This is a genomic window from Photobacterium sp., assembly GCF_033720175.1.
Lineage (GTDB): Bacteria > Pseudomonadota > Gammaproteobacteria > Enterobacterales > Vibrionaceae > Photobacterium.
Map to the genome: position 1 here is coordinate 316,698 of NZ_JAWWDA010000003.1, position 20,446 is coordinate 337,143.

25 protein-coding genes are annotated in these 20,446 nt (G+C 41.6%); 5 read left to right on the plus strand and 20 right to left on the minus strand.

The window, feature by feature from the left end; genetic code table 11:
- The first annotated feature begins 31 nt into the window (after window positions 1–31).
- Window positions 32–508: a TerB family tellurite resistance protein gene (locus R3289_RS05750; protein ID WP_318924527.1), complete on the plus strand. Its 477-nt coding sequence runs from the start codon at window positions 32–34 to the stop codon at window positions 506–508.
- A 15-nt stretch (window positions 509–523) separates the two neighbouring features.
- Here R3289_RS05750 and R3289_RS05755 read toward each other — a convergent pair whose 3' ends face one another.
- The 4 genes from R3289_RS05755 to R3289_RS05770 all read right to left on the minus strand — a co-directional run bounded on the left by R3289_RS05755 (window position 524) and on the right by R3289_RS05770 (window position 4,621).
- Window positions 524–880 carry an MmcQ/YjbR family DNA-binding protein gene (locus R3289_RS05755; protein WP_318924528.1) on the minus strand — a complete coding sequence of 119 codons (357 nt, stop codon included), beginning with the start codon at window positions 878–880 and terminating at the stop codon, window positions 524–526.
- A gap of 154 nt (window positions 881–1,034) precedes the next feature.
- Window positions 1,035–2,744: a diguanylate cyclase gene (locus R3289_RS05760; RefSeq protein ID WP_318924529.1), complete on the minus strand. Its 1,710-nt coding sequence runs from the start codon at window positions 2,742–2,744 to the stop codon at window positions 1,035–1,037.
- A gap of 168 nt (window positions 2,745–2,912) precedes the next feature.
- Entirely contained in the window at window positions 2,913–4,100 is a 1,188-nt protein-coding gene (locus R3289_RS05765) for an alkaline phosphatase (protein ID WP_318924531.1), read from the minus strand.
- Between the two features lie 83 nt (window positions 4,101–4,183).
- On the minus strand, window positions 4,184–4,621 hold the full coding sequence (locus tag R3289_RS05770; protein ID WP_318924532.1) for a hypothetical protein: 438 nt from the start codon (window positions 4,619–4,621) through the stop codon (window positions 4,184–4,186).
- Window positions 4,622–4,932: 311 nt separating this feature from the next.
- Here R3289_RS05770 and R3289_RS05775 point away from each other — a divergent pair, with 311 nt between their 5' ends.
- Window positions 4,933–5,436 (plus strand): asparaginase domain-containing protein, encoded by a 504-nt coding sequence (locus R3289_RS05775; protein ID WP_318924533.1) that lies wholly within the window; start codon window positions 4,933–4,935, stop codon window positions 5,434–5,436.
- 885 nt (window positions 5,437–6,321) lie between these two features.
- Here R3289_RS05775 and R3289_RS05780 read toward each other — a convergent pair.
- From R3289_RS05780 to R3289_RS05810, 7 genes are all read right to left on the minus strand, one after another.
- Window positions 6,322–6,540, minus strand: coding sequence for a DUF6500 family protein (locus tag R3289_RS05780; RefSeq protein WP_318924534.1), 219 nt, complete (start codon window positions 6,538–6,540; stop codon window positions 6,322–6,324).
- 919 nt (window positions 6,541–7,459) lie between these two features.
- Window positions 7,460–8,335 (minus strand): rhombotarget lipoprotein, encoded by an 876-nt coding sequence (gene rhlP / locus R3289_RS05785; RefSeq protein ID WP_318924535.1) that lies wholly within the window; start codon window positions 8,333–8,335, stop codon window positions 7,460–7,462.
- A 418-nt stretch (window positions 8,336–8,753) separates the two neighbouring features.
- A complete protein-coding gene (locus tag R3289_RS05790; protein WP_318924536.1) occupies window positions 8,754–9,272 on the minus strand; it encodes a macro domain-containing protein in 519 nt (172 codons plus the stop codon).
- A gap of 203 nt (window positions 9,273–9,475) precedes the next feature.
- Window positions 9,476–10,057, minus strand: a complete 582-nt coding sequence (locus R3289_RS05795) for an HD domain-containing protein (protein WP_318924537.1) — start codon at window positions 10,055–10,057, stop codon at window positions 9,476–9,478.
- 149 nt (window positions 10,058–10,206) lie between these two features.
- Window positions 10,207–10,620, minus strand: coding sequence for a nucleoside diphosphate kinase regulator (gene rnk / locus R3289_RS05800; protein WP_318924538.1), 414 nt, complete (start codon window positions 10,618–10,620; stop codon window positions 10,207–10,209).
- Between the two features lie 160 nt (window positions 10,621–10,780).
- Complete coding sequence (locus R3289_RS05805) at window positions 10,781–11,329, minus strand: cysteine hydrolase family protein (RefSeq protein WP_318924539.1); 549 nt, start codon at window positions 11,327–11,329, stop codon at window positions 10,781–10,783.
- 292 nt (window positions 11,330–11,621) lie between these two features.
- The gene (locus R3289_RS05810; protein ID WP_318924540.1) at window positions 11,622–11,759 is read right to left on the minus strand and encodes an integrase; all 138 of its coding nucleotides are present in this window, start codon (window positions 11,757–11,759) and stop codon (window positions 11,622–11,624) included.
- 1,284 nt (window positions 11,760–13,043) lie between these two features.
- Between R3289_RS05810 and R3289_RS05815 the strand changes: the two genes are divergently transcribed.
- The 3 genes from R3289_RS05815 to R3289_RS20540 all read left to right on the plus strand — a co-directional run bounded on the left by R3289_RS05815 (window position 13,044) and on the right by R3289_RS20540 (window position 15,391).
- A complete protein-coding gene (locus R3289_RS05815; protein WP_318924541.1) occupies window positions 13,044–14,330 on the plus strand; it encodes a radical SAM protein in 1,287 nt (428 codons plus the stop codon).
- Window positions 14,331–14,431: 101 nt separating this feature from the next.
- Window positions 14,432–14,596 (plus strand): hypothetical protein, encoded by a 165-nt coding sequence (locus R3289_RS05820; RefSeq protein WP_318924542.1) that lies wholly within the window; start codon window positions 14,432–14,434, stop codon window positions 14,594–14,596.
- Between the two features lie 537 nt (window positions 14,597–15,133).
- A complete protein-coding gene (locus R3289_RS20540; protein WP_413466678.1) occupies window positions 15,134–15,391 on the plus strand; it encodes a GNAT family N-acetyltransferase in 258 nt (85 codons plus the stop codon).
- Here the strand turns inward: R3289_RS20540 and R3289_RS05825 are convergent.
- The 9 genes from R3289_RS05825 to R3289_RS05865 all read right to left on the minus strand — a co-directional run bounded on the left by R3289_RS05825 (window position 15,375) and on the right by R3289_RS05865 (window position 19,424).
- Window positions 15,375–15,671: a MarR family transcriptional regulator gene (locus R3289_RS05825; protein ID WP_318924543.1), complete on the minus strand. Its 297-nt coding sequence runs from the start codon at window positions 15,669–15,671 to the stop codon at window positions 15,375–15,377. The two genes, R3289_RS20540 and R3289_RS05825, sit on opposite strands and share 17 nt — an antisense overlap.
- Before the next feature lie 61 nt (window positions 15,672–15,732).
- Window positions 15,733–16,809: a hypothetical protein gene (locus R3289_RS05830; RefSeq protein WP_318924544.1), complete on the minus strand. Its 1,077-nt coding sequence runs from the start codon at window positions 16,807–16,809 to the stop codon at window positions 15,733–15,735.
- Window positions 16,810–16,813: 4 nt separating this feature from the next.
- Window positions 16,814–17,017, minus strand: a complete 204-nt coding sequence (locus R3289_RS05835; RefSeq protein ID WP_318924545.1) for a hypothetical protein — start codon at window positions 17,015–17,017, stop codon at window positions 16,814–16,816.
- On the minus strand, window positions 17,007–17,381 hold the full coding sequence (locus tag R3289_RS05840) for a phage tail protein (RefSeq protein WP_318924546.1): 375 nt from the start codon (window positions 17,379–17,381) through the stop codon (window positions 17,007–17,009). Before R3289_RS05840 ends, R3289_RS05835 begins: the two co-directional genes overlap by 11 nt.
- A 3-nt stretch (window positions 17,382–17,384) precedes the next feature.
- Window positions 17,385–17,624, minus strand: coding sequence for a hypothetical protein (locus R3289_RS05845; RefSeq protein WP_318924547.1), 240 nt, complete (start codon window positions 17,622–17,624; stop codon window positions 17,385–17,387).
- Window positions 17,608–17,901 (minus strand): glycine zipper domain-containing protein, encoded by a 294-nt coding sequence (locus R3289_RS05850; RefSeq protein WP_318924548.1) that lies wholly within the window; start codon window positions 17,899–17,901, stop codon window positions 17,608–17,610. Before R3289_RS05850 ends, R3289_RS05845 begins: the two co-directional genes overlap by 17 nt.
- Before the next feature lie 473 nt (window positions 17,902–18,374).
- On the minus strand, window positions 18,375–18,743 hold the full coding sequence (locus R3289_RS05855; RefSeq protein WP_318924549.1) for a DUF2570 family protein: 369 nt from the start codon (window positions 18,741–18,743) through the stop codon (window positions 18,375–18,377).
- Complete coding sequence (locus tag R3289_RS05860) at window positions 18,725–19,231, minus strand: lysozyme (RefSeq protein ID WP_318924550.1); 507 nt, start codon at window positions 19,229–19,231, stop codon at window positions 18,725–18,727. Before R3289_RS05860 ends, R3289_RS05855 begins: the two co-directional genes overlap by 19 nt.
- A complete protein-coding gene (locus R3289_RS05865; RefSeq protein ID WP_318924551.1) occupies window positions 19,212–19,424 on the minus strand; it encodes an HP1 family phage holin in 213 nt (70 codons plus the stop codon). The genes R3289_RS05860 and R3289_RS05865 overlap by 20 nt, the downstream gene beginning before the upstream one ends.
- Between the last annotated feature and the right edge of the window lie 1,022 nt (window positions 19,425–20,446).

The window sequence follows — 20,446 nt, forward strand, 5'->3', positions numbered from 1 at the left end:
GTATGACGTTTCGTTCACCAAGAGGCAACTTATGTTTACTCAATTACGTACCCTGTTCCGCAAAGTGATGCTCGAAGGGGGCGAAAGCGGCATTTTTCAAGAGGGTGCGGAGGATAATACCCCTGCAATGAACCTCGCGATGGCCTCACTACTCTGTGAAGTCGCCAATGCCGATCACGATATCGCCCCCCGGGAAGAGTCAGCCAAAATACACTTGCTCGTTCTGCTACTCGATATCAGTGAAAATGAAGCCAAAGAACTGCTGGCTAAAGCCGTTACCCAAAGTAAACAGTCAGTATCATTATTCGATTTCACCACAAAGTTACGTGCTTTGATGCCGGAAGAACGCTTTCAGCTTATTGAAGCTATGTGGCAGGTTGCTTATGCCGATGGCATCGTCGAACCAATAGAAGAAGCGGTCATTCGACAGGTTTCGGACTTAATTTATCTCGAGCACTCAGAGTTTATTCGAGCGAAAATTTCAGCCAAGAATAACGTTAAGCTATAACTGTTTATGACTATGCTAAATTTGTTCAAGTTCCTGCTTGTTCGCTTTCGTTAATTTACTAACAACAAGTGAATATGAACCATTAGCCAAATCAATCAGCATGGATTCCGATACTTCTCCAGAGAGCAAGATCGTGATCCAATGCTTCTTATTCATATAGTAACCCGGAGTAATAGACTCAAACTGGCTTGTCAGTACCTCACCATCAGCAGGCGCACATTTCAATGTAACCCTGGGTATGTCGTCTAGCTGTGAAACAAGCGCAAACATCTTGCCCATCACCTTAAAGACGAGGGCTTCGGGCCCAAAAGGATAACTGGACTCAGAACCCCGCAAACCAGACAGGTAGTTTTCAATATCAACTTTTCCCATTAGACCTAACCTTATGTTGTATATGGTAAAACATATTAACAAAGACGGTTATGGCATGAAAATGAATCAACAACTAAAGAAGCATTTCCTGTTAACTACGCGGGCTAGACCTCACTTCACGCGTAAACAGTTATATGGATTACTTAACCCATTTTTATTCAGCGGCGAACGCAACTTGCCGCAACATTTTCGATTCAACCAGAGTGTCTACTCTATCCGGTATCATCGCTAATTGAGTTTCAGAGATTGAAGATTCGGCATAATAGCCACACCAAGCGTTTCTGCCCGCCACTTTTGCTTTATATAAACCATAATCGGCCAGCTCTAATGCAGTCTGCCAGCTTTCTCGTGATATTGCGGGCTGATCACATATCGGAAAACAGGCAAACCCTGTTGAGATAGTGACAGAGAGAGACTTATCCTGATCAGAGCCAAACCGGAACGCTTCAATACATGTTCTGACTCGCTCTGCCAACTTTTGACTATGGTCCTCTCCCTGACAAGCGGCAACGACTAAAAATTCTTCACCGCCCATGCGCACCACATGATCATTTTCACGGAAAATAGAATTGAGAATATTTGCCAACTGGATCAAAACCATGTCTCCGGTTGCATGGCCATAATTGTCGTTCAACTTTTTAAAATGATCGACATCAATAACCAACAATAACTTTTTCTGGTTGGGATCATGCAGCACATTTCTGCTCACACGTGCCATTAAGCGTTCTAGGTAGCGTCGATTGTGTAATTTAGTAAGAGGATCGGTTAATGCCTCTTCTTCCAGGTTCGCTGAGTGCTCTTTCAGTGCTTGCTGAGTCTTAATCAACCTCTTCGCCATCTGTCGGTATTTATGGTAGAGCAAGGTAATTTCATCACCGTTATTAATTGTTGGCAGCGAAGAGAGTGTCTTCTCATTACCCAATTGATCCATGGAGTTGGCCAGCTCCGACAAAGGATCCAACACGACTTTTTTTACCCGCCGATAAGCAAACCAGGAACAAAATATGCCGACAATAATCAGTCCTAATATGGCGATCATGATTGCTTTCAATGATTCAATAAACCCGGTTCTCTGTTTATCAATTGTTAACGTAAAATCAGCGTCACCTTTGTAGTCGCGAATAAGGGCTTTTGCTCTGATTTCTGTAAGGCTTAGTCTCTTAATATAATAATCAGTACTGATGGTAAGCGATTTTCTGAATACTCCAACCTCATTCAAATCAGCCGGGGAAAAAAGAACAGACTTCTGTAATTGATTGCTAAATTCTTGTGTGAACTGATGATTCAACCAAAGGCCCGTAATGAACCAACCTCGTGAGGGTCCTTTTTTATGACTGGTTAAAACAGGCCTGGCGGCAATAAAAAGAGTACCTAAGTGCGTTGAAAAGTAACCATCTAACCCTTCCGGTGATTGACTTAATTCACTCTTAAACCGTTCAGACCAGACCCCGTCAACTGTCGGCGCTCCCGGGTAGCCAGTATCCACACTGTCAGGTTTGAAGTAACGCCCCCATACAATCTCGCCATCTGACGTTGCTATTGTTATAAAGCTAACGTTGGCAATACGCAAAGTATCATCATTTAAGTTTGATTGTTCAAAATTGGGCGCTTCAGCGACTAAATAACGGTAGGTATCATCCCAATAAGCCCAATCATTTGCGTAGTGGCCCAAACGTATGAGTTCGCGGTCGAGCGTATTGATGGCTTGATGCAGATCGCTTTCAATCGTCTCTTCCTCTACCTTCCAGATGCTCGGAAGAAACACAATCACGACTACAAATAAAATCATCGCGGTGAGCAGAGCAGAAACACCAAAAAATGAAAAGGCAATTTTATGCTTAATTGACGAGTGCTGATTTACCACCGAGGGGACACCTTAACCATTCTTGTTGTTCCAAAAAGGCATGTGTATCCACTCACCCCCAACATACCAATTGAGTATAATTTATTGACTCTGTTCAATCTAGTTGTTATCGATTGAGTCGTGATATGTAATCACAAAAGAGAGATTAAAAATATAATACCGCTTAAGTTAGTCGTCGCTAAGAGCACCATGCATGACACTATGAACAAATGTATTGTCATGTACGCCGGATAATCTTTCAGACGCCGGACCTTGTGATGTTATTGGCACATTGACTGCAGTATGCCCTGTCGTTGACCAATTAACATAAAACAAATTTCCATCCGCGGTACTAAATGGCCCATCTTCGCTAGCCAAACCATTCGGTGACGGTGAAACTGACATGCCACCCGTTTCATGATCTGCCGTTACGATAATCAATGTATCACGATCAATAAATGAAAATTGCCTGGCAACCTCAACGGCTTCATCAAAGTCTATCGTATCGGAAATAGCATTGGTCGCATCATTATTATGACTAGCCCAATCAATTTGACCGCCTTCGACCATCAAAAAGAAACCATTTGTTTCTTTCGAAAGTATATCTATCGCACGTTGGGTCATTTCAGCTAATGAAGGAGAAAAAGGGCGTATCAGGCCTTCATCACCAAAAAGTCCAAGTAACTTTGGCGATGTTGACGAATCGATTGCTCTAAATGAAGGTAAATCGCATACATAGGTGTATCCAATTGATATCGCTTCCTGAATGAGGTTTCTTCCATCACCTCTTTCTCCCGCTTCCGGATAGCAGCCACTTTCTGAGCTTGGGAGAAATTCATCCTCTCCACCGCCGAGCAATACATCAATATCTGCATGCAACATCTGAAGTGCAATATTTGTCATCATAGCTCTATTTTCAACATGCGCATAAAATGCAGCTGGGGTTGCATGTGTGATCTGTACCGTAGTTACCAAACCAACAAGCTTATCTTGATTTTTTGCATCTTCTAATATTGTTGGAACAAACCCGAGGTTAGCATCCAGCCCTATAACACCATTGTTTGTTTTTACTCCCGTCGCTAATGCTGTTGCCCCTGCAGCAGAATCAGTGATAAGACTATCAGCAGAATACGTCTGTAAAAAGCCTCTTGTTGGCATGTTGTCCATGGAAAGTCTGCCTGCAGATCCTACTTTTACCAAACGCGCCGCTTTTCGATGTTCCTCCCCCATGCCATCGCCAATGAATAAAATAATATTTTTTGCTTCTGAGGTCACGACAGGTGGAATAAAAACAGAATCAATCTCACTATCACCACATTTAAATATAAAAGTTGCCACATAAATAACCAGGAAGACTCTCAATAGAGTGATTTCCATATTCAACCTCTACTTTATCATTGGCAAATATCAATCTAAACCTAGCAGAAAAATCAATTTATTGAGTTCTGATTTCCGTTGTTTTAGAAATACGTCATCATTTCAGTATCGACACTTTCAATATGTTCAGCCAGAACGTTTTCAGGCAAGTCTTCATTATCTTTACCCACGCCACCGTTCGGGTTTGCCTCAAACCATTCCGATTTTAACTGTGCTAGCATCAGCTTTCTTTTCCAGCGAGTGAAATCAAGAACAAAATCATCGCGCTCTGGCACAATAGTGCTACCACCCTCTGCGCAATGGCACCCTATATTCGCTACTTTGCGGGCGGCGATTACCGCATCTTGCTGGCTGGCATCAAGTCGCCCCCATGCTTCATGCAAGTTCTTGTAAAACCCTTTAAACACAGACATATCACCGGTAACAAAACCATAGCTAAAAGTTTCGCTGGTTGAACCGCCACGCCTTGCCAGACCAATTAATACAATTCGTTCTGCACGGGTCAGTTGTTCAAATCCCATAATGAAATCCTTCTTCCTGGTTTTAAAGTCGTTCAAGCTTTAAGATCAAGTCTTTGCAATCCGGATACTTTAATGCCGTCATAGATAGTAATCGTGCAATTGTGGATAGTGTTCTGACATAGCATTTCACTTATTAAGAACCTAATCATATTTTAGCCGTACGGATACCATTCACGCGATTTTTGAATTTCGCACGAAATACGATAGTTTGACTGTGACTTCGATAACCAGACGACGCTCTAGCGAACGCAAATACACCGAGTCATCTGTCGCTAACTATACTTACCCTTATTGCTCCTTAGGAGGCTGATATGAGCAGAAACTACAATGAAGAAAGAATTCAAATTCTCGTTACCGGCGGTACTATTGATTCCTACTATGATATTGATGCCAGTACAACTTTATGCCATCAACAAACCGCCATTCCCGAATTCATAACCAGATTCGGCCAACTTTCAAACGACGAATTCGAACTCACCGAGATCTGCATGAAAGATAGCCGGAATATTAATCACCAGGATATTGAAAAGATACATATCTCGATTAGCCTCAGTAACTGCTGCCGCCACATTATCACTCATGGCACTTTTACGCTGTTCGACAGTGCTCGTCGGCTACAAATTCTATTAGCAAAAAATCATGGTCAAACTATTATTTTTACAGGAGCAATGTGGCCATTAGTCGGATTTTCACCCAACGATGCCGGCTTTAATTTGGGTTCCGCTTTTCTGGCGGCCCGGCTCGCCCCTCCGGGTATCTATGTCGCGTTTAACGGAAAGCTTTACCAACCAGATGATCTCGAAGGCTTGCACTAGTTACATTAAAGTGAGACAACGAAAACCGGCCAGAAAACGGCACGGCCACAAGTGTATTAGTCTGATTTGATGCCTTAATTCGCGTCTGTTAAAGAGGGAGGAAAAAGCTTCGCCAGCAGATTAGTGTAACGACGTTTGGTCAGTTCAGTTGCTTGGCGACCCGTACCACAACCACTATCGAGGATCCGCAGCTGCTTGTTGTATCCAGACTCCTGTTCGATAAAGTTACACTCACCTAAAGTGCCTTGAGTAAAAAATTGAAAATATCACATGATGGGCGTCAACGAGTAATTGGAGCCCTGTTCAGGATTCAAGCGACACCAAGCCAAATCGTGAACAGAACCAATACAATATTAGACAAAAACACCCTGAGCGAGTATATCGGATAAGACAGATGTCAAGAGTATTGCTGTCAATACCATGAAACCATCTTTATAATTTCTTCGTGTGAAATTTAAATTTTTTCAGTGCAAAATCAAGACATGTAGCAATCGCAATGTATGTAATAACATTAATAACAAGTAGCGTTAAATCGAATGGGTCAGAAAAAACATTAAAGCCAAATCCAAAATGGTCAGTAAGAAAATCACCGACCATTACAGCTAGAAATATGACAATTAAATTCATGAAGATTTTTCTCTTTGATGTACCAGGAACTAAAGTGAGAAATATACAGTATTAACACTAGTATTTCTTGTTTCCCTTAACCATTTGTTACAGCTTTCTATCTTGATGACTGAATGCCTGACCCGTTAAGGGCTGAACAACGCCAACCAGACGACAATCCATTATTGTTCCATCAATATGGAAGCGGATTAAAGTTAAAACACCAAGCGTAATGAATCCCTTTTGGACGCCTTGTATGGCCGTAAACCTGATAGCTTGCTACTTGCCATCCTCCATCATGGCTATGATTTTTTTCGCTTTCTCGAAATGATCGAGTTGATGAGTTTGAATCCACCACGTTGCCGCTTCCATCAACAATTCTGGCGCATCATTCTTGTTAGCGAAGAATGCGTAAAAAGAGACACCTACGTTGTCTCCTTTTTGCTCTATTTTTTTAGTACAGACTTCTATGACTTTTTCGCGTAATGAATGGCGCATTTCAGGCCTTTGAGTTGAAGTAAGAATTACATAAACATTACATAGCGTTGCCACAACAAGCAACCCGAAAACTGTATTTATACACAGTATTACCACTGTCGACAATTATCGTGGTTTCGCCAGGTTTCAAATCGCATGCAGTGACGTTTACGTCACAAATATCGACTAGCCCAAGAAATAGTAAAGTATAGAAGTAACAAGCATCACAGCTCTGTCAGCGCCTTTGCCGAACTGTCATAATGACCTCAGAAGTAGTCATTGGGGTTAAGAAACCGAACGTTATTGTCATATTCTTCTTTGAATTCAATGCCTTTCGCACCAAAAAATCGACTGTTCCCTGGCCAGCACTCCTTGCTGAATTGACAGTAGATAAAATAATCACGTTCGAGTCTGTTCTGCAAAAAACTATATAATATCTCTGGAGTTGCAGCCACCAAGGTTCTTGTTATTGTCATCTGCTACCTCCATCTATTGATTAGACTTCTGCGGTTAACATCTACCTCGACTGCACCGTACTATAAGTTAAGAACGAAAACCCCAAATATGCAACTAATGTAATAGATATAATTTTTTATGTGATGACCCTAAATGTCGAGATAAAACCATGACGATGGTTTGTAGGGACGGGAAACTGTACACCTCTGTCGATCTAGTTAACATCAGTAATTGTAGTGGTCAAGTAAAATTTAGGCTCTAATCGTTTATTAAAAAACGTAGGCTTTAGCCTGAAAGGAACAATGGAACTGTATGGTTCACAAAACAATCTCTACGACTACAACGGATAACAATACCGTACAAACAACTTTGGTGGATAGCCAACACTCGGCGTTTTTTAACCTTTCTGAAGCTTAAAACATTGACAAACTTTAGTTAAGCACTTAATTATAAACACTTAGTTTAACATTAGGCATTAAGTACCCTATCTGGGAGAGTATTTTGAGTAACCATGCCTGACAGCCCCAAAGAGCAAAAACATCATTATCATTTCCAACAACCCAATAGAACCACCACTATAGCCTTCTCGGTGTACAACTTTAACTTGCTCGGGGTCTTGTTTTATTTTCTCTTTGAACTTTTCCAGCTGCACCTCTAAGTTCGAAATCATATTATCCGTTGCTTCATCGTAGCTCCTGACACTATCCTTTCGTAATTCTTCACTCAGGTTTATTGGTGTTGAACTCCCTTTTACATTACTGGTGCCAGGCGCTCGGAATAACATATTTTTGCTTTGTATGTCATATACAGCTGTATCTAACATGGTGCTAGTATCATTCTTCTCACCTGAAATCACATACGCGCCAACTAACGTCCAGTAAGCTAATGAAAGCAGCCCTTCGTCAGTAAATTGAATTTGATCGTATGAAACCAGAGCGATTATATCGATTCCGTACATGGTACGTATTTGTTCAAGGTTAGAAAATCCACCTCCGGCAGCTAAATAGGCTGATGGTATAACTTCAATGTCACTGACAAATTCCTGACCTCTGAAATTTTCTGCTACTTTTTCGAGGAGGTCTGTTTTATTTGCTTCGGTAAGTGATCCACCAACCGTAACTCCAGACCACATATTAACCCCTCTTAATCTGGAAGATTGTTCAGGAACAAAGGCTATCCCAACCTTAACAGGAAGATTTAGTACAGGGATTGAAGGCTGCACTATTGCTTCAGACTCTGTTGGATAAAGATAGTCAACAACGCTACTTTTCGTTCTGATCTGTTGACCGGCACACCCGGATATTAACGCTACCAAAATCACCATCCAGTAAGGAGCAGCTTTACCAATTTGTAAATTCATTTTTCCACCTTCAAAATTCACCAATGTCTTGGTTTATGGAAAATCCAACGTCTGCCTGAAGAAGCTTTAAATTTCATTAGCCTCTCGATCTAACTTGATAAATCGTTCATCGCTGGGATTTTGATTGTTTTATAAATCTCAATAAACTTACCCCACAACCTCAGATCGTAATTCCAACAAGTATCGAAAGATTTATGTCTATCGCATGCAAAGTAAAAAACACTCTAGATATACCCCTTAGATAACAACAGTAACTTTTACATTTTTACCTTGTACTTTAGATATCACTTATATATGTATAGCAAAAAGTTCCATCGTGTGCATATGTAATAATTCGAATATCCATATCTGATTTGGGGAAAGTGGGATTATTGTGACGACAGAAATGAAGCTCTCCTTGCTCTTAGCACGAAAATGGTTAGTTATACCTATTACTTTTTGCACAACGCCATATATCTACCATCTGGCGACCAATTAGGTAGAAGTAGATTTTAAGCGCTTGAAATTCATCGCGACTACAGACACCAAGCGCAACCTCCGCAGCCTCTTGATGAGGATAGCCATATACACCGCAAGATATCGCAGGGAATGCTACTGTCTGACAATGATTCTCTATAGCCAAACGAAGCGAGTTTAAATAAGCAGATTCAAGCAATTCTCTCGGATTAGCAACGTGTTTATATATAGGTCCAACAGTATGAATTACATACTTTGAAGGCAGATTTCCTGCCGAGGTAATTCGTGCTTCTCCAACTGGGCAGCGAATGCCATTTACAGGCTTAACCTTAAAACATTCTTCTCGTAAACCAGGGCCGGCCGCTCGATGAATGGCTCCATCAACGCCACCACCTCCCAACATTTTGGGATTTGCTGCATTCACGATTGCATCGACATTTGCTTTTGTTAAATCGCCTTCAACGATAAAGATATTATTCATTCGTATTAAAGCCCTGTTACAACATCTCCTCTAAAACTTGCATTGAACCTCTAGAAACTACTTGTAGTGGAAGAATGGAAGCTGAATGTTGGTGGGTGTTCGAGGTAGATGTTTAGTGAAAATCGGTCACTATAGAGTAACCGCTTTTGTAGATACTCGTCGAGATTAACGTTTGCAATGTGTTGATGCTTTGTAAAGTGCCCTTAGTTCAACAGGCCATCTTTCACTGCTTGTTGTAATTGAACTTCAAGCACATCCCAAAGCTGGTGACTACCTTCTGATATACGACTGCCATTCAAGGAAAAAACTTTCTCTTTCGGGATATTATGTTTTTTCCAACTATGCCCATTATCATGAAGATTATGAAGTAAAGGTGGAACACGATCGATTGCCTTCGCATACTTTGATTCGGGAGTTTCTCCAGCTTCAAACTCATACCATAACGACAGATATTCATCACCTTGGCCTTGCGGCAAAATATCAATAAGTCGTTTTATCCCTGACTCTTCATTCAATTTATTCTCAGTTGTTTCACTTGAATAAATGATTTTGTCACCAGCATCTATCTCCCCTAAATCGTGAATCAACAGCATCTTTATCACATGATTGATATCCACAAGTTCATTGGCGTAATCTTTAAGCATTAGGGCGGAAAGACAAACATGCCAACTATGTTCGGCTGAATTCTCATAGCGTCGCAGGCCTACTGGACGAGTTTTACGTATAACCGATTTTAACTTTTCAACTTCAACTATAAAGTCTAAAATTTGCGTGATTTCATTCATCTAAATACCTTCCTTGGGCATTAACGCCTGTAATAAGGTGTGCCAACGCTGAACCCGCCAAGCACACCTAACTCCATACTAAAGCTGCCGAGTTAAGGCATCACCATAATTGCCTTATATGCACCAGGCTGCAAAAATGTACAGAACATCTAACGATGATAGTCTCCACTACGCTCTGGCTGATATAAAATTTCTTCAATGCGTACACTCAACATTCCACCGCCCGGCTTTGGCCATTCTATTTCATCGCCTTGGGACAACCCGAGAAGAGCACTACCCACGGGGGCAAGTATTGAGATATTGTCTGCTTTAGCATTAACATCTTTAGGGTATACCAGCGTCAAACAGAACTTTTCTTTTGAAGATTTAACTATAAATCTGACAGTTGAGTTCATTGTCACCACTGTAGATGGAACATCCTTCGGCTCTACAATTTGAGCTCTGTCCAACTCATCTTCTAAAGATTGCTTACCCGGGAAGGAATTATGAGGTAATGAATCCAGAATATTATCCAGCCTTTCTGCATCAAGTGACGAAATAATAATTTTTGGTTTTGTGTTCATTCTATCTTCCTTTAAATCTATATTTTACAGATAAGTACAACATTATGAGGGATGTATAACGCCTACAATAAGCTGTGCCAACTCTGAACTAGCCAAGCATACCGAACTCCAAACCAAAAAGCCGAATGTAAGGCGTCACCTTGATGGCATTGTATGCCTGTTACTGTAAACTTAAATATTGCTCTGTTGATGATATTTCAGCAAATGGACCATTCAAAGCAGCGATGAAAGCAGTCTGCACATCAACGGCTTTAAGAAGACGGCCATTGAACTCTAAATCTCGTGTTGCACATGCATCAGCAACAACTTGACACTTGTACCCTAAATCAAAGGCCGCACGAGTTGTTGTATCTATACACATGTGAGTCATTGCCCCACAAATAACGACTTCTTCAATACCCGCCCGTTGGAGCATTTCATGAAGTTCAGTATCACGGAACGAGTTAGGATAATGCTTAACAAGTACTGGTTCCTTACCGTGAGGTTTTACACTTTTATGAATTTCACATCCTTGAGTATTTGGAACAAAAAATGTTGCCCCTTCTTTGATTGCGAGATGTTGAATGTGGAAAATTGGAGCTTGTTTATTACGGAAAGTATCTAGTAACCTTTCACAATTTGAAGCCGCTGCGTCCATTTCGACCAATTCCATGTTCCCGCCACTGAAATAGTCATTTTGAACATCTATTACAAGTAATCCCTGTTTCATTATTCACTATCCTTAATATTTACGCTAAACATGAATATTGGCATATAACATTTTATTATACGGACACCTTTCGAATATCCTTCACCAATCGAAAGATATAAAGGAAATATGCGAATTTGGATCACATATCTTCTTAAGCTCTCTCATCGCCCTCAAGTAACAGCTCTAATCATCCCACGCAAACTGTCTATAAAAACAAGCAATTTCGCACAATTATATGTACATATTACTCGGAACATATTGAACTGCAAATGAAACGTAACGAATATGTGTATCGAAGGATAATCTGCTTTTACTGCTTGAACTCTATCGCCTCAAACAACCGATCCGCATACGCTTCAAGCTGATTGTCTAACCAATCCTGATTGTTGTAGACGGCAAGTCCCCCACCCAGCTCATGACCTAACATCTTTTTTACTACACGTGGCATTACACCAAGTTCTGAAACACCCGTTGAAAGTGATCGCCTGAAGTCGTGGGTTCGCCAGCTTTCTTATGGCTAGTTGTCACGTATACGCCGGATATAACGATTAGCCCCTGAAATGGTAATAGGGCTGTTTAACTAAGGGGCAGGAAACAATACATCATCACTGCTTTCCATATGATTTTCCATTACTCGTTCTAGTATCGCTCTCGATTTAGTGGGGATTGATCGGCGGATAGGCTTATTGGCTTATTGGCTTATTGGCTTTGCAGCATGCATGTCAAAGTGTGATCGCCTGGCTAAGCGCAGCTCTGACAGCCGGTTGTACCAACATGCCTTTTCACAACTCACACCACCCGTTCTTCATAATCATTGGTTTATGATCCCCTCCATCTAATCTAATTCCGCAGTCGTCATAATTCTCTGTTATTATGACCAAAGACAACAGATCATTAACTGTGCAGAAGATTATAATGAGCAACAATGAAAACCAGCCAACACTGTTTTGGTTAGTTTATGAGACGATCACTTTAATCTATTGTTTTATAAAGACTATATATTTAAGAGCCGATTACTAGGACGCAGTGTGGACACATTACACAATCGATTATTTAGCGTAATTCCATAACAGTACAAATCATAGCTGAAAAATAAAACCAGGCTACCTCCCCTTTCAGGAATCAATTCATCCCTTATATTGAGTAACACTATTATAAGCAATATCCAAAATACTGGGCGGAATGCTGACTTAGTGCCTTGCAAAAGCCCGATTTAGCGACGAAAACCAGAAAAAGCATTACCATTCAAGGCATTAAACCTACTAGCATTATTGTTTATAACGGTTTTTAAATACCCCTTTTTTGCCCCCATGACCTAAGCCAAATTTCTTCGATTCATATACGCCTAAAAAACTACACGACTATTGATGCGGGCTAATTTGGCAGCTTTAGCTTACTTCTGCCACAAAGCTTGATAACACAGTTATTTAGTTGTGTTTATCAACCATAACTTTTGCCCAAATTTCCCTTATGTTACTTGTTTTGTGATATGAATCGGACTGCCTAGTTTTCTTTGCTTGCAAGGTTGGCTATGCTGATGAATGAAGTCTTGGTGACGTGATAGCGGTAGCGCATGATATATAACCTGTTGCTACACATCACATCGTAGCCCACATGCTTTCGCTAATTGGCTTAAGTTGAAATTGCCGCTATTTCCAGAACTATATAGATCTGTTATGTGGCAGAAAGCAATATATACGGTTGTTAGGCTGTTTGAATAGGTAGCACTGTCGTGAATAACTATGGATTAAATAAGTATGTTTTCGAGGTTGGTTATGACAAGGAAAACTCTATACTTTATAATTCAATAAACAGGGCCACTGTTTTATTGGAACGAGAAAAGCTACAGGATGGGGTGATACGTGGCAGTGAGGGTGAACTAGATGAGTTACGACGACTTGGATTTTTTCTGAGTGACGTAGAAGCTATTTCTCATATTCAGAATACGTATAATAATTTTTACTCCAACCGTCTAGAAATCATTATTGAACTAACAGAAAAATGCAATATGGATTGTGTTTACTGTTATCAGTCTCAATGGAATAAGAATTCCAATATTTCATCAGCAACAATAGACAAAACAATTAAATATATTGAGAATTGTTTTAAGACTGGAGAGTACTCAGGTCTTCAATTTTATTTTTTTGGTGGTGAGCCGTTACTACAAAAAAGAAAGATATTAGAAATTTACAAAAAAGCCAAATCTATTTGTGAAAATCATAATGCTCTAATCTGGATACACATTGATACTAATGGTGTATTGTTAGCTCCTGAATTTATTGAAGAATTTGATAACTTACGGGTCGCAGTCTCTCTAACTCTTCAGGTGGATCATGACAAAAAACGGCTAACAAGAGGAAATAAGGCTAATTATATAGCCATTGAAAGGAATATTGTCAGTTGTAATCGTATTTTTATAAATGATTCAAGAAAAGAATTAATAATCAGGTATAATTCTGATTCAACAAACAAGAAATATTTACCAGAATTCTTCGGGCACATGAAGAACCTTGGAATCAAATACACGCCAAAGATAGCTTATACACACGAGCACAAATATAACCATTACAAGAACGGCATGTCATATGATGAGTTCAAATTATGGAACTCATCCCAAGTAATAGATCTGTCTATTGAGCACGGGTTAAACGTGTTGCAAAGCCCTAGTCTCCTTAAAACTCCATGTAGGGCATACTATCGACATAACATAAAAATTTTTGCAGATGGTAGGGTTGGATTATGCAATGGAGATTTTACGGGAAGAAAGTGCTTAAAAATTAATGATATATATACAAATCCCAATAAATTGCTTGAACTCGCTCAAGAAAAAAACATGAGCCCATTTAATAATGATACTTGCATTAGTTGCCGAGAAATAGCTATTTGTGGCGGCAAACACTTTTGTCGAGATAATCCGTGCAACTATGGAACTGTTGATTTAGAAATTTTTCTTCGCACGTATGTTAAACAGACTTTATTGGGAAATCAGCATTACTTCAGAGGCTTTTTTCAAGAATAGTTGTTCATAAGCCCTAAACTAAGCGCACGCTTTATATGTAGTCTTAACTGTTCAAATTGAGCAACGATACCTGCAACTCTAACTATGAATGAGGTGAAACAATGAAAGTAGTAAATTCCGATAGTGGCCCTAAAAAAGACGATGATAAAACGAAAGAAGACGAAAAAGAAATCACTGAAACAACTGAGGACGAGAAGCCAAGCGACGATGAAAAAGGCGATCAAGTTGTGTGTTGTGGTAGCTGCTCTGGGTCTGGGATGGACTAGTTTAGACAGCTATTGCAGGCCGCCTAAAGCCTAACATGTGCATCAACTCGAACCAAATAAAGCGGCGCTTTCTCTTGGCTCCGCTTTAGTTGGTCGGTTATGTTTGCGTTTTCTATACATTTACTAATTTAATCCTGACACGTTAGATTAAAAGCACTAACAAACTTCTGTCCAAAGCAGCTCATACCGGTTAGCTCGAGCTGCATAGCAACTCTCATTCATCGTGATAAATCATCAATACGTTACGCATAACGCGCATAGTCCAAATGACGCCGGGCTACTTCTGATGCAAGCCCGGTGGTGGTGACCAAAGAGCCCGAAAAATTTTTATTTCGCGAGATGTCGCATCGTATGCAGAGATTTACTTGCTAGAAGAACCTATGTTCTAATACATTCAATATGTTACAAGGAGGTTCGAAGAATGCTATTTGAAATCAACATCGAAGATATGACTTATGATCTAGAAGTAAGACGAGAGTTGCCTTGGTTTTCTTTCATCATTAAAGAGATAAGGGTTATAGAGAACCAGTCCTTCGCTTGCACATTTCAATCAAGGAAGATGGGCTGTTCATTGGAGACATCTACATCCATGATTACTCCAGACGCTCCGGCGGGATTGGAAATGCAGTCTTATCTCTAGCAATTCAATTAGCCCGACGCAAAGGCTATGAAAGAATTTATGGCTACTGTTCAGTTGGTGAGTCCAACCCGGTTCACAACTTCTACCGAAGGTTAGGATTTGATATTTACCCAGAGACTGGTCTCCTAGATCTCAGGCTTAACGATAATATTTAAATTCAACACCTCCAGTTTGAAGAACACCCACAGACCTCTGAAGGTAACACTTTTCAAAAAGCCGTCTTAACAAGGAACTCGCCCAACTGGGAGACACTTGGCAACGTGTAGCTATCATCAACGCGGTCACCTCCTCCTGTTCTTTAATCGACTTAAGCACTCGCAACTGTGTCTTACTCAGCTTAACCAATCCAACCTGGTGCGGAACCACACGCGCAATACTTACCAAACTCAGGTCGATTGGGCCGCTTTGAGCCAAATTATCCATTCGTTTTATCATCCTCTGGGGTTTAGCGTGAGATCTTCATTTTGAGCAGGTCTGACGCGGGTTAAAGTGGGAGCTAAATATGATCCGAGACAGGCGTAAAACAGTTACACCAGCAGTTTTTTAGCCAATTATGATAGGCTTCTAGGGCTTCTCTCTTTTGCTTTTCCATATGAGTGTGAATATAGGCTTGATCTAGTTTATCCCTTGCGTGATTCAACAATGCTTCACCGACAATGTAATCAACACCCAATTCAGCCCAGACAGTACGCGCCCGTTTTCTCAGGTCATGAGCCGCCCATTCTTTTTTAGCAATAGCACGGATCCAATCACTTGCCTTAGCCCCATAGATTGGCTTATTGCTGTGCTTTGAAACAGGAAAGACTGAGTCACTTCTATAACCTAGCTCAATTTGCCATTCACGGTATGAGCGCAGTAACTTAAACGGCTTGCTGCCAGTCTTAACCTCTTTTCTACTGCCATCTTCGGTCGGAACATAAAACGCACGTACCCCATTAAACTCAGACCGACCATCGAGATCGGCACTCAAGCTAATGAAATTTGTATTCTCGGTAGTATTACCTTGAGGAAGTGACAGCGTAATGGCTTCAATGTCTGTACCCGTTGCGGATTTCTGTTTACCAATGGGTACAAAAATATATTTACTTTCAACAGGTTTAGCGACGGCATCATATTGTTTTGCCAACCGGTTAAGAAAAGCTGGAGTGCTTTCTTCTGTCCGATCCAAATGCTGGATTACAATTTTTTGTAATTCAGGATGAACAAATAAAGCAAAGCCATGGGGAGTAACACAATCACCGACAACCTGACTAAGCGTCGCATTATCCCAACTGAGTGACTTACGTTCTCTGTATCCGGTCACGTCATTAATCGAGAATGGGCTAACAGTAAGCACCAGTTTAACTTCACGCGGGTGCAACTCAATGGAGCGCTGAGAGATCTCAAACACATCACGTTTCACTTCTCCCAAATACACGGTGTATTTCTCACCTTTGGGCGGTATACCGTCAATATCATCAGAGTTAATCGTCAATGTCAGGTTATCCCCTTCAGTGCCGTTGCCATCTGTTAAGCGCCATGATTTCAGGCGAGATAAAATCAATTCGCTGTTTTTACCCATTAATTTAAACATTCTCTTAGTCCCAACTTCGATTCACTGTTTTCAGGTTTTGTTTATGAGTGGGTTGCGGGAGAGTCACAGCCATATCAGCCGTAAATAGCTCCCCCCTGACACCCGGATTAATGCGATAAAACTCCGCCTCAACCTGATCGTCATCCTGTCCTGTGTGTTGATATAAAATATCGGTGATCAACTCACCTTTATTAACGTTAACTCTCACCTCGATACTCCAACAGTTGCAAGCTCACCTCGGTCACCATATTGCGGCCATCATGAACAAAATCAGTTTTACCTTCTGTCAGGCTTTTAATGGTCCAACGGCCAAGGTTTTCACCCTGGCCGTTGCTGACTTGCTGCGGTTCGTCGATTAAGCCACGCAATGCTTCCACATTGTCATGAGCTCCATAACGGAGCCATTTCGCAGTAATATCGATGGTTTCTAGTGGTCTGCCTGTTTTTTCAGAAGTCGCGTTATCGACTAACGGCACCTCAGAAAAGGCACCTTTGGTAGTACGCGTAAATTTAGTGAGCGGCGTATGAGCAGACACCGAAAACACAAACGCACCAATAACAAGATGTTGCATCGCTTACCCCTGATCGATCGCTGCATAGCCAAACTGTTTAGTCATGGTGTTGCCGCCCATTAAATAGCTATATTGCTGATTCATTTTCTCTACGGCAGCATTAGCGACAGCGCTTGGATCTTGTAGAGCTGCACCATTAACTTGAATGACCGGAGCAAAATGCACATTGCCACGTTGCCTTGCTTCAGCCTCTTTCATTTGCACATCATTCACTTTCTTGGCGGTTTCATTGGGCAAAATCAAGTTGGCTACCAAACCAACTACCGATCATTTCACCGCCCATGCCACCAGCAATCGCGCCAACTAATCCACCAATGGCAGTCCCGATCACCGGTACCACAGAACCAATAGCCGCACCTGCTGCAGCCCCCGCCAGCGAACCACCAATGTCACCAATAGCGCCACCAGCTTGTTCCATATCACCATTCACTATTCCGTTAAGACGTTTTCGAACAGTCGAGCGGTGAGAACCAAACTGCTCTAATTCACTGGTATTCCAGAGCCGTTTTTCATTATTCATAACCACCCTCGATAAAAGTAATCCCGTCTCTCCGGGTGTCACGCCATTGTTCGCCTCGGCCTGACGTTGGCCTTAATGTCGCGGGATACGCGAGGCTAATACCTTTTTGATTCTTATATTGCGCTCAGGAGTAAGGAGCTCCGTCGTGGCTAACAACTAAGACGGCGAGGTACTGACGCAGGAAAGTAAAACTAAGCAAAGCTAATAAGGAACGGGCGACTAGGTTTTAACGGTGGACGACCACCCAATAGGTAATGACTTATTCGCCCGTATTCGGGTTAACGTTCAAGAAGCCGTAGAAGGTTCTCAAACGTTGAATTTTGTTGGCGCACTCCTTCCAGGAAGCGAACCATAAAGGATCACGTTCAACCGCCTCGCCATACGTGGCGGGAGGCAATTCAAACGGTTGTAAGCATAAGGTAAGGTCTGAAGCGGGAGGCTTAACAAACACCTCCCGATATTCAGTGACAATTTCAGTTGTAGTGCATCCGCTTAATAACGCTGTCAGGCAAAGGCTGAGAATAACAATCTTCATGTTGTATCACCGTCCGAACCTCTTTCACTTTAACCAGAGCATCGCGCCTTAACGTCAATACCTCGCGCTGATTTTCATCAGCGGCCTGTTGCGCCGCATCACGATCCAACAACAACGCCTGCATTTGGTTATCAAGCGCTTGGTTCTTGGCAGTAAGAGACTTAACAGAAAGGTTGGAAGTTATAAGCTGTGTGCTTAGATTTTCGTTTACTTGAGATTGGGAATAATTGAATAAGAGGCTGACAAACAAGAGAAAGCCCGACACCAAAACTGAAGTACGCTTTAATGCTAGTGAACATTCAAACACACCTCCTTTTCGGCGTTTCTTCGACGAACCAAGCCCTTCAAGCGTTTACCATCGGCATACACCCAGCGAGTAAGTTCGTTACAGGCTCCGGTATAATCTTTGGTATTCAGTTTTTTCAGCAACGTCGATTGTTTGAAGTTCCCTGCCCCAACGTTAAAAACAAAGCTGACGAACGCATCAAACTGGAATTGTTCGAGTGGTACCGTTACCTGCTTATCAATCACGGCCTCAGCCGATTGCACATCTTTCACCAGGTTATCGACCACCTCTTCATGTGTAACCACAGAATCGGGGCTGACGCCGACGGTATGGCCGAAGCCATTGGTCCAGACATTGGCAAAGCATTGATAAGTATTAAGCTGGCACCCTTCATAATCGGTTATCAGCTTAAGCCCGACGTCACTGGTTTTTAATGTGCCGGTTGGCAAAGCAGATAACAGACCAACGATAACAACAGCGATACAGCGTTTAGCCGTTGATATCTTCATACAGCTCCCTCAACTGGGGATGCTGCTGCAACAACTTGAAGCTTTTCTTTCGGTAGTGGCGATTGACACAGAACGTACCAATCGCCAACCCCACGCCAATAATGGTGGCCCAATCTTGTAGTGATAACGCCCCGAAGAAAGCCAACAGCCAGGCGAAGAAATACGCCAAAGCTGAATTGAGTTTTTCTTGCATGCTTTTCACCCATAAAAAAAGCGCCGCTGATCTGAAGACCAAAGGCGCCGATTCTTGTTGATAGTGCTAAAACGAAAAAACCCCGCCAATCAGGCGAGGTTTCTCAACATGGTAATGTTGCCCCATTCAAGGGTGAGTGTCAACAATCAGGTTGAAAATGTACGGATAATTAGACGCTCGAATTTTTCATCAAAACGTACCATCCCGATAATCTACTAATTTTAAGTGCTTTTATCATAAAATAGAGTAATAACTTTGATGTGTAACATACACTTAATGACGGATTTTAAGGCATAATGTCCCGCAAAATTTCTTGCCCTTTTTGGTTGTGAGGCTGTGACTCAAGGGCGGTAGCGTGCTTATAACAAGATATGTGCATGAAAAATATGCCTTTCCCCTGATATTCCTGAGAATAGATCTTCATGTTCTTGGGAATAGGTTGGGACGTAGCGATCACAGATCGTATAGGTCCAATTCAGGAAAGATATGCGATCTATGATCGTTGTATAAAATGTTAAATGTGGGCGCGTAGTATTTTGTCGGTTCCGCGAGCCGCAATTTTGACATTGTTGGTTGTGGTTATTTTCTCGCAAATTGCGGTGATGCTTTCGAGCATGAAGAGTAACTTCAGCGTCGTATGCCAGAAATTCAGTGATCTTTAGGCTTTTTGGTTTACCGCAATCACCGCCATTAAGTCAGCAAATTAGTTTCAACGGCTTGCCGCAATCGAAATTTTCATGATGGAGAATTAAATCCGTATAAATTGCGGCATTGAAGTTCGGCAAAGGATAGTTTTGCGAACCGGTGCCTCTGGCTTCGGTGAATGTCGCTGAAATTTTATCTATGTTATTGAGTTGGCAGCGTGTTGTGAAGCCCACACTTAACACATATGAGCCTTCGGGCGTCAAGCAGTAAAGCGAATCCTATCGGCCGCGTTAGCGGTCGACTGAAAGTCGATTAACAAGCGCGTCCTTTTCGTTAGTCAGAGCAGCCGGTCAAGTCACGCTTGCGGCAAACACATA

Coding starts and splice junctions, on each gene's coding strand:
- R3289_RS05860 (WP_318924550.1), bottom strand. CDS start 19,231: ATGAAGATATCAACGGCTAAACGCTGTATCGCTGTTGTTATCGTTGGT.
- R3289_RS05755 (WP_318924528.1), bottom strand. CDS start 880: ATGGGAAAAGTTGATATTGAAAACTACCTGTCTGGTTTGCGGGGTTCT.
- R3289_RS05840 (WP_318924546.1), bottom strand. CDS start 17,381: ATGCAACATCTTGTTATTGGTGCGTTTGTGTTTTCGGTGTCTGCTCAT.
- R3289_RS05750 (WP_318924527.1), top strand. CDS start 32: ATGTTTACTCAATTACGTACCCTGTTCCGCAAAGTGATGCTCGAAGGG.
- R3289_RS05805 (WP_318924539.1), bottom strand. CDS start 11,329: ATGAAACAGGGATTACTTGTAATAGATGTTCAAAATGACTATTTCAGT.
- R3289_RS05775 (WP_318924533.1), top strand. CDS start 4,933: ATGAGCAGAAACTACAATGAAGAAAGAATTCAAATTCTCGTTACCGGC.
- R3289_RS05790 (WP_318924536.1), bottom strand. CDS start 9,272: ATGAATAATATCTTTATCGTTGAAGGCGATTTAACAAAAGCAAATGTC.
- rnk (WP_318924538.1), bottom strand. CDS start 10,620: ATGAACACAAAACCAAAAATTATTATTTCGTCACTTGATGCAGAAAGG.
- R3289_RS05830 (WP_318924544.1), bottom strand. CDS start 16,809: ATGTTTAAATTAATGGGTAAAAACAGCGAATTGATTTTATCTCGCCTG.
- R3289_RS05810 (WP_318924540.1), bottom strand. CDS start 11,759: ATGCCACGTGTAGTAAAAAAGATGTTAGGTCATGAGCTGGGTGGGGGA.
- rhlP (WP_318924535.1), bottom strand. CDS start 8,335: ATGAATTTACAAATTGGTAAAGCTGCTCCTTACTGGATGGTGATTTTG.
- R3289_RS05825 (WP_318924543.1), bottom strand. CDS start 15,671: ATGATAAAACGAATGGATAATTTGGCTCAAAGCGGCCCAATCGACCTG.
- R3289_RS05850 (WP_318924548.1), bottom strand. CDS start 17,901: ATGAATAATGAAAAACGGCTCTGGAATACCAGTGAATTAGAGCAGTTT.
- R3289_RS05865 (WP_318924551.1), bottom strand. CDS start 19,424: ATGCAAGAAAAACTCAATTCAGCTTTGGCGTATTTCTTCGCCTGGCTG.
- R3289_RS05765 (WP_318924531.1), bottom strand. CDS start 4,100: ATGGAAATCACTCTATTGAGAGTCTTCCTGGTTATTTATGTGGCAACT.
- R3289_RS05770 (WP_318924532.1), bottom strand. CDS start 4,621: ATGGGATTTGAACAACTGACCCGTGCAGAACGAATTGTATTAATTGGT.
- R3289_RS05780 (WP_318924534.1), bottom strand. CDS start 6,540: ATGCGCCATTCATTACGCGAAAAAGTCATAGAAGTCTGTACTAAAAAA.
- R3289_RS05795 (WP_318924537.1), bottom strand. CDS start 10,057: ATGAATGAAATCACGCAAATTTTAGACTTTATAGTTGAAGTTGAAAAG.
- R3289_RS05820 (WP_318924542.1), top strand. CDS start 14,432: ATGAAAGTAGTAAATTCCGATAGTGGCCCTAAAAAAGACGATGATAAA.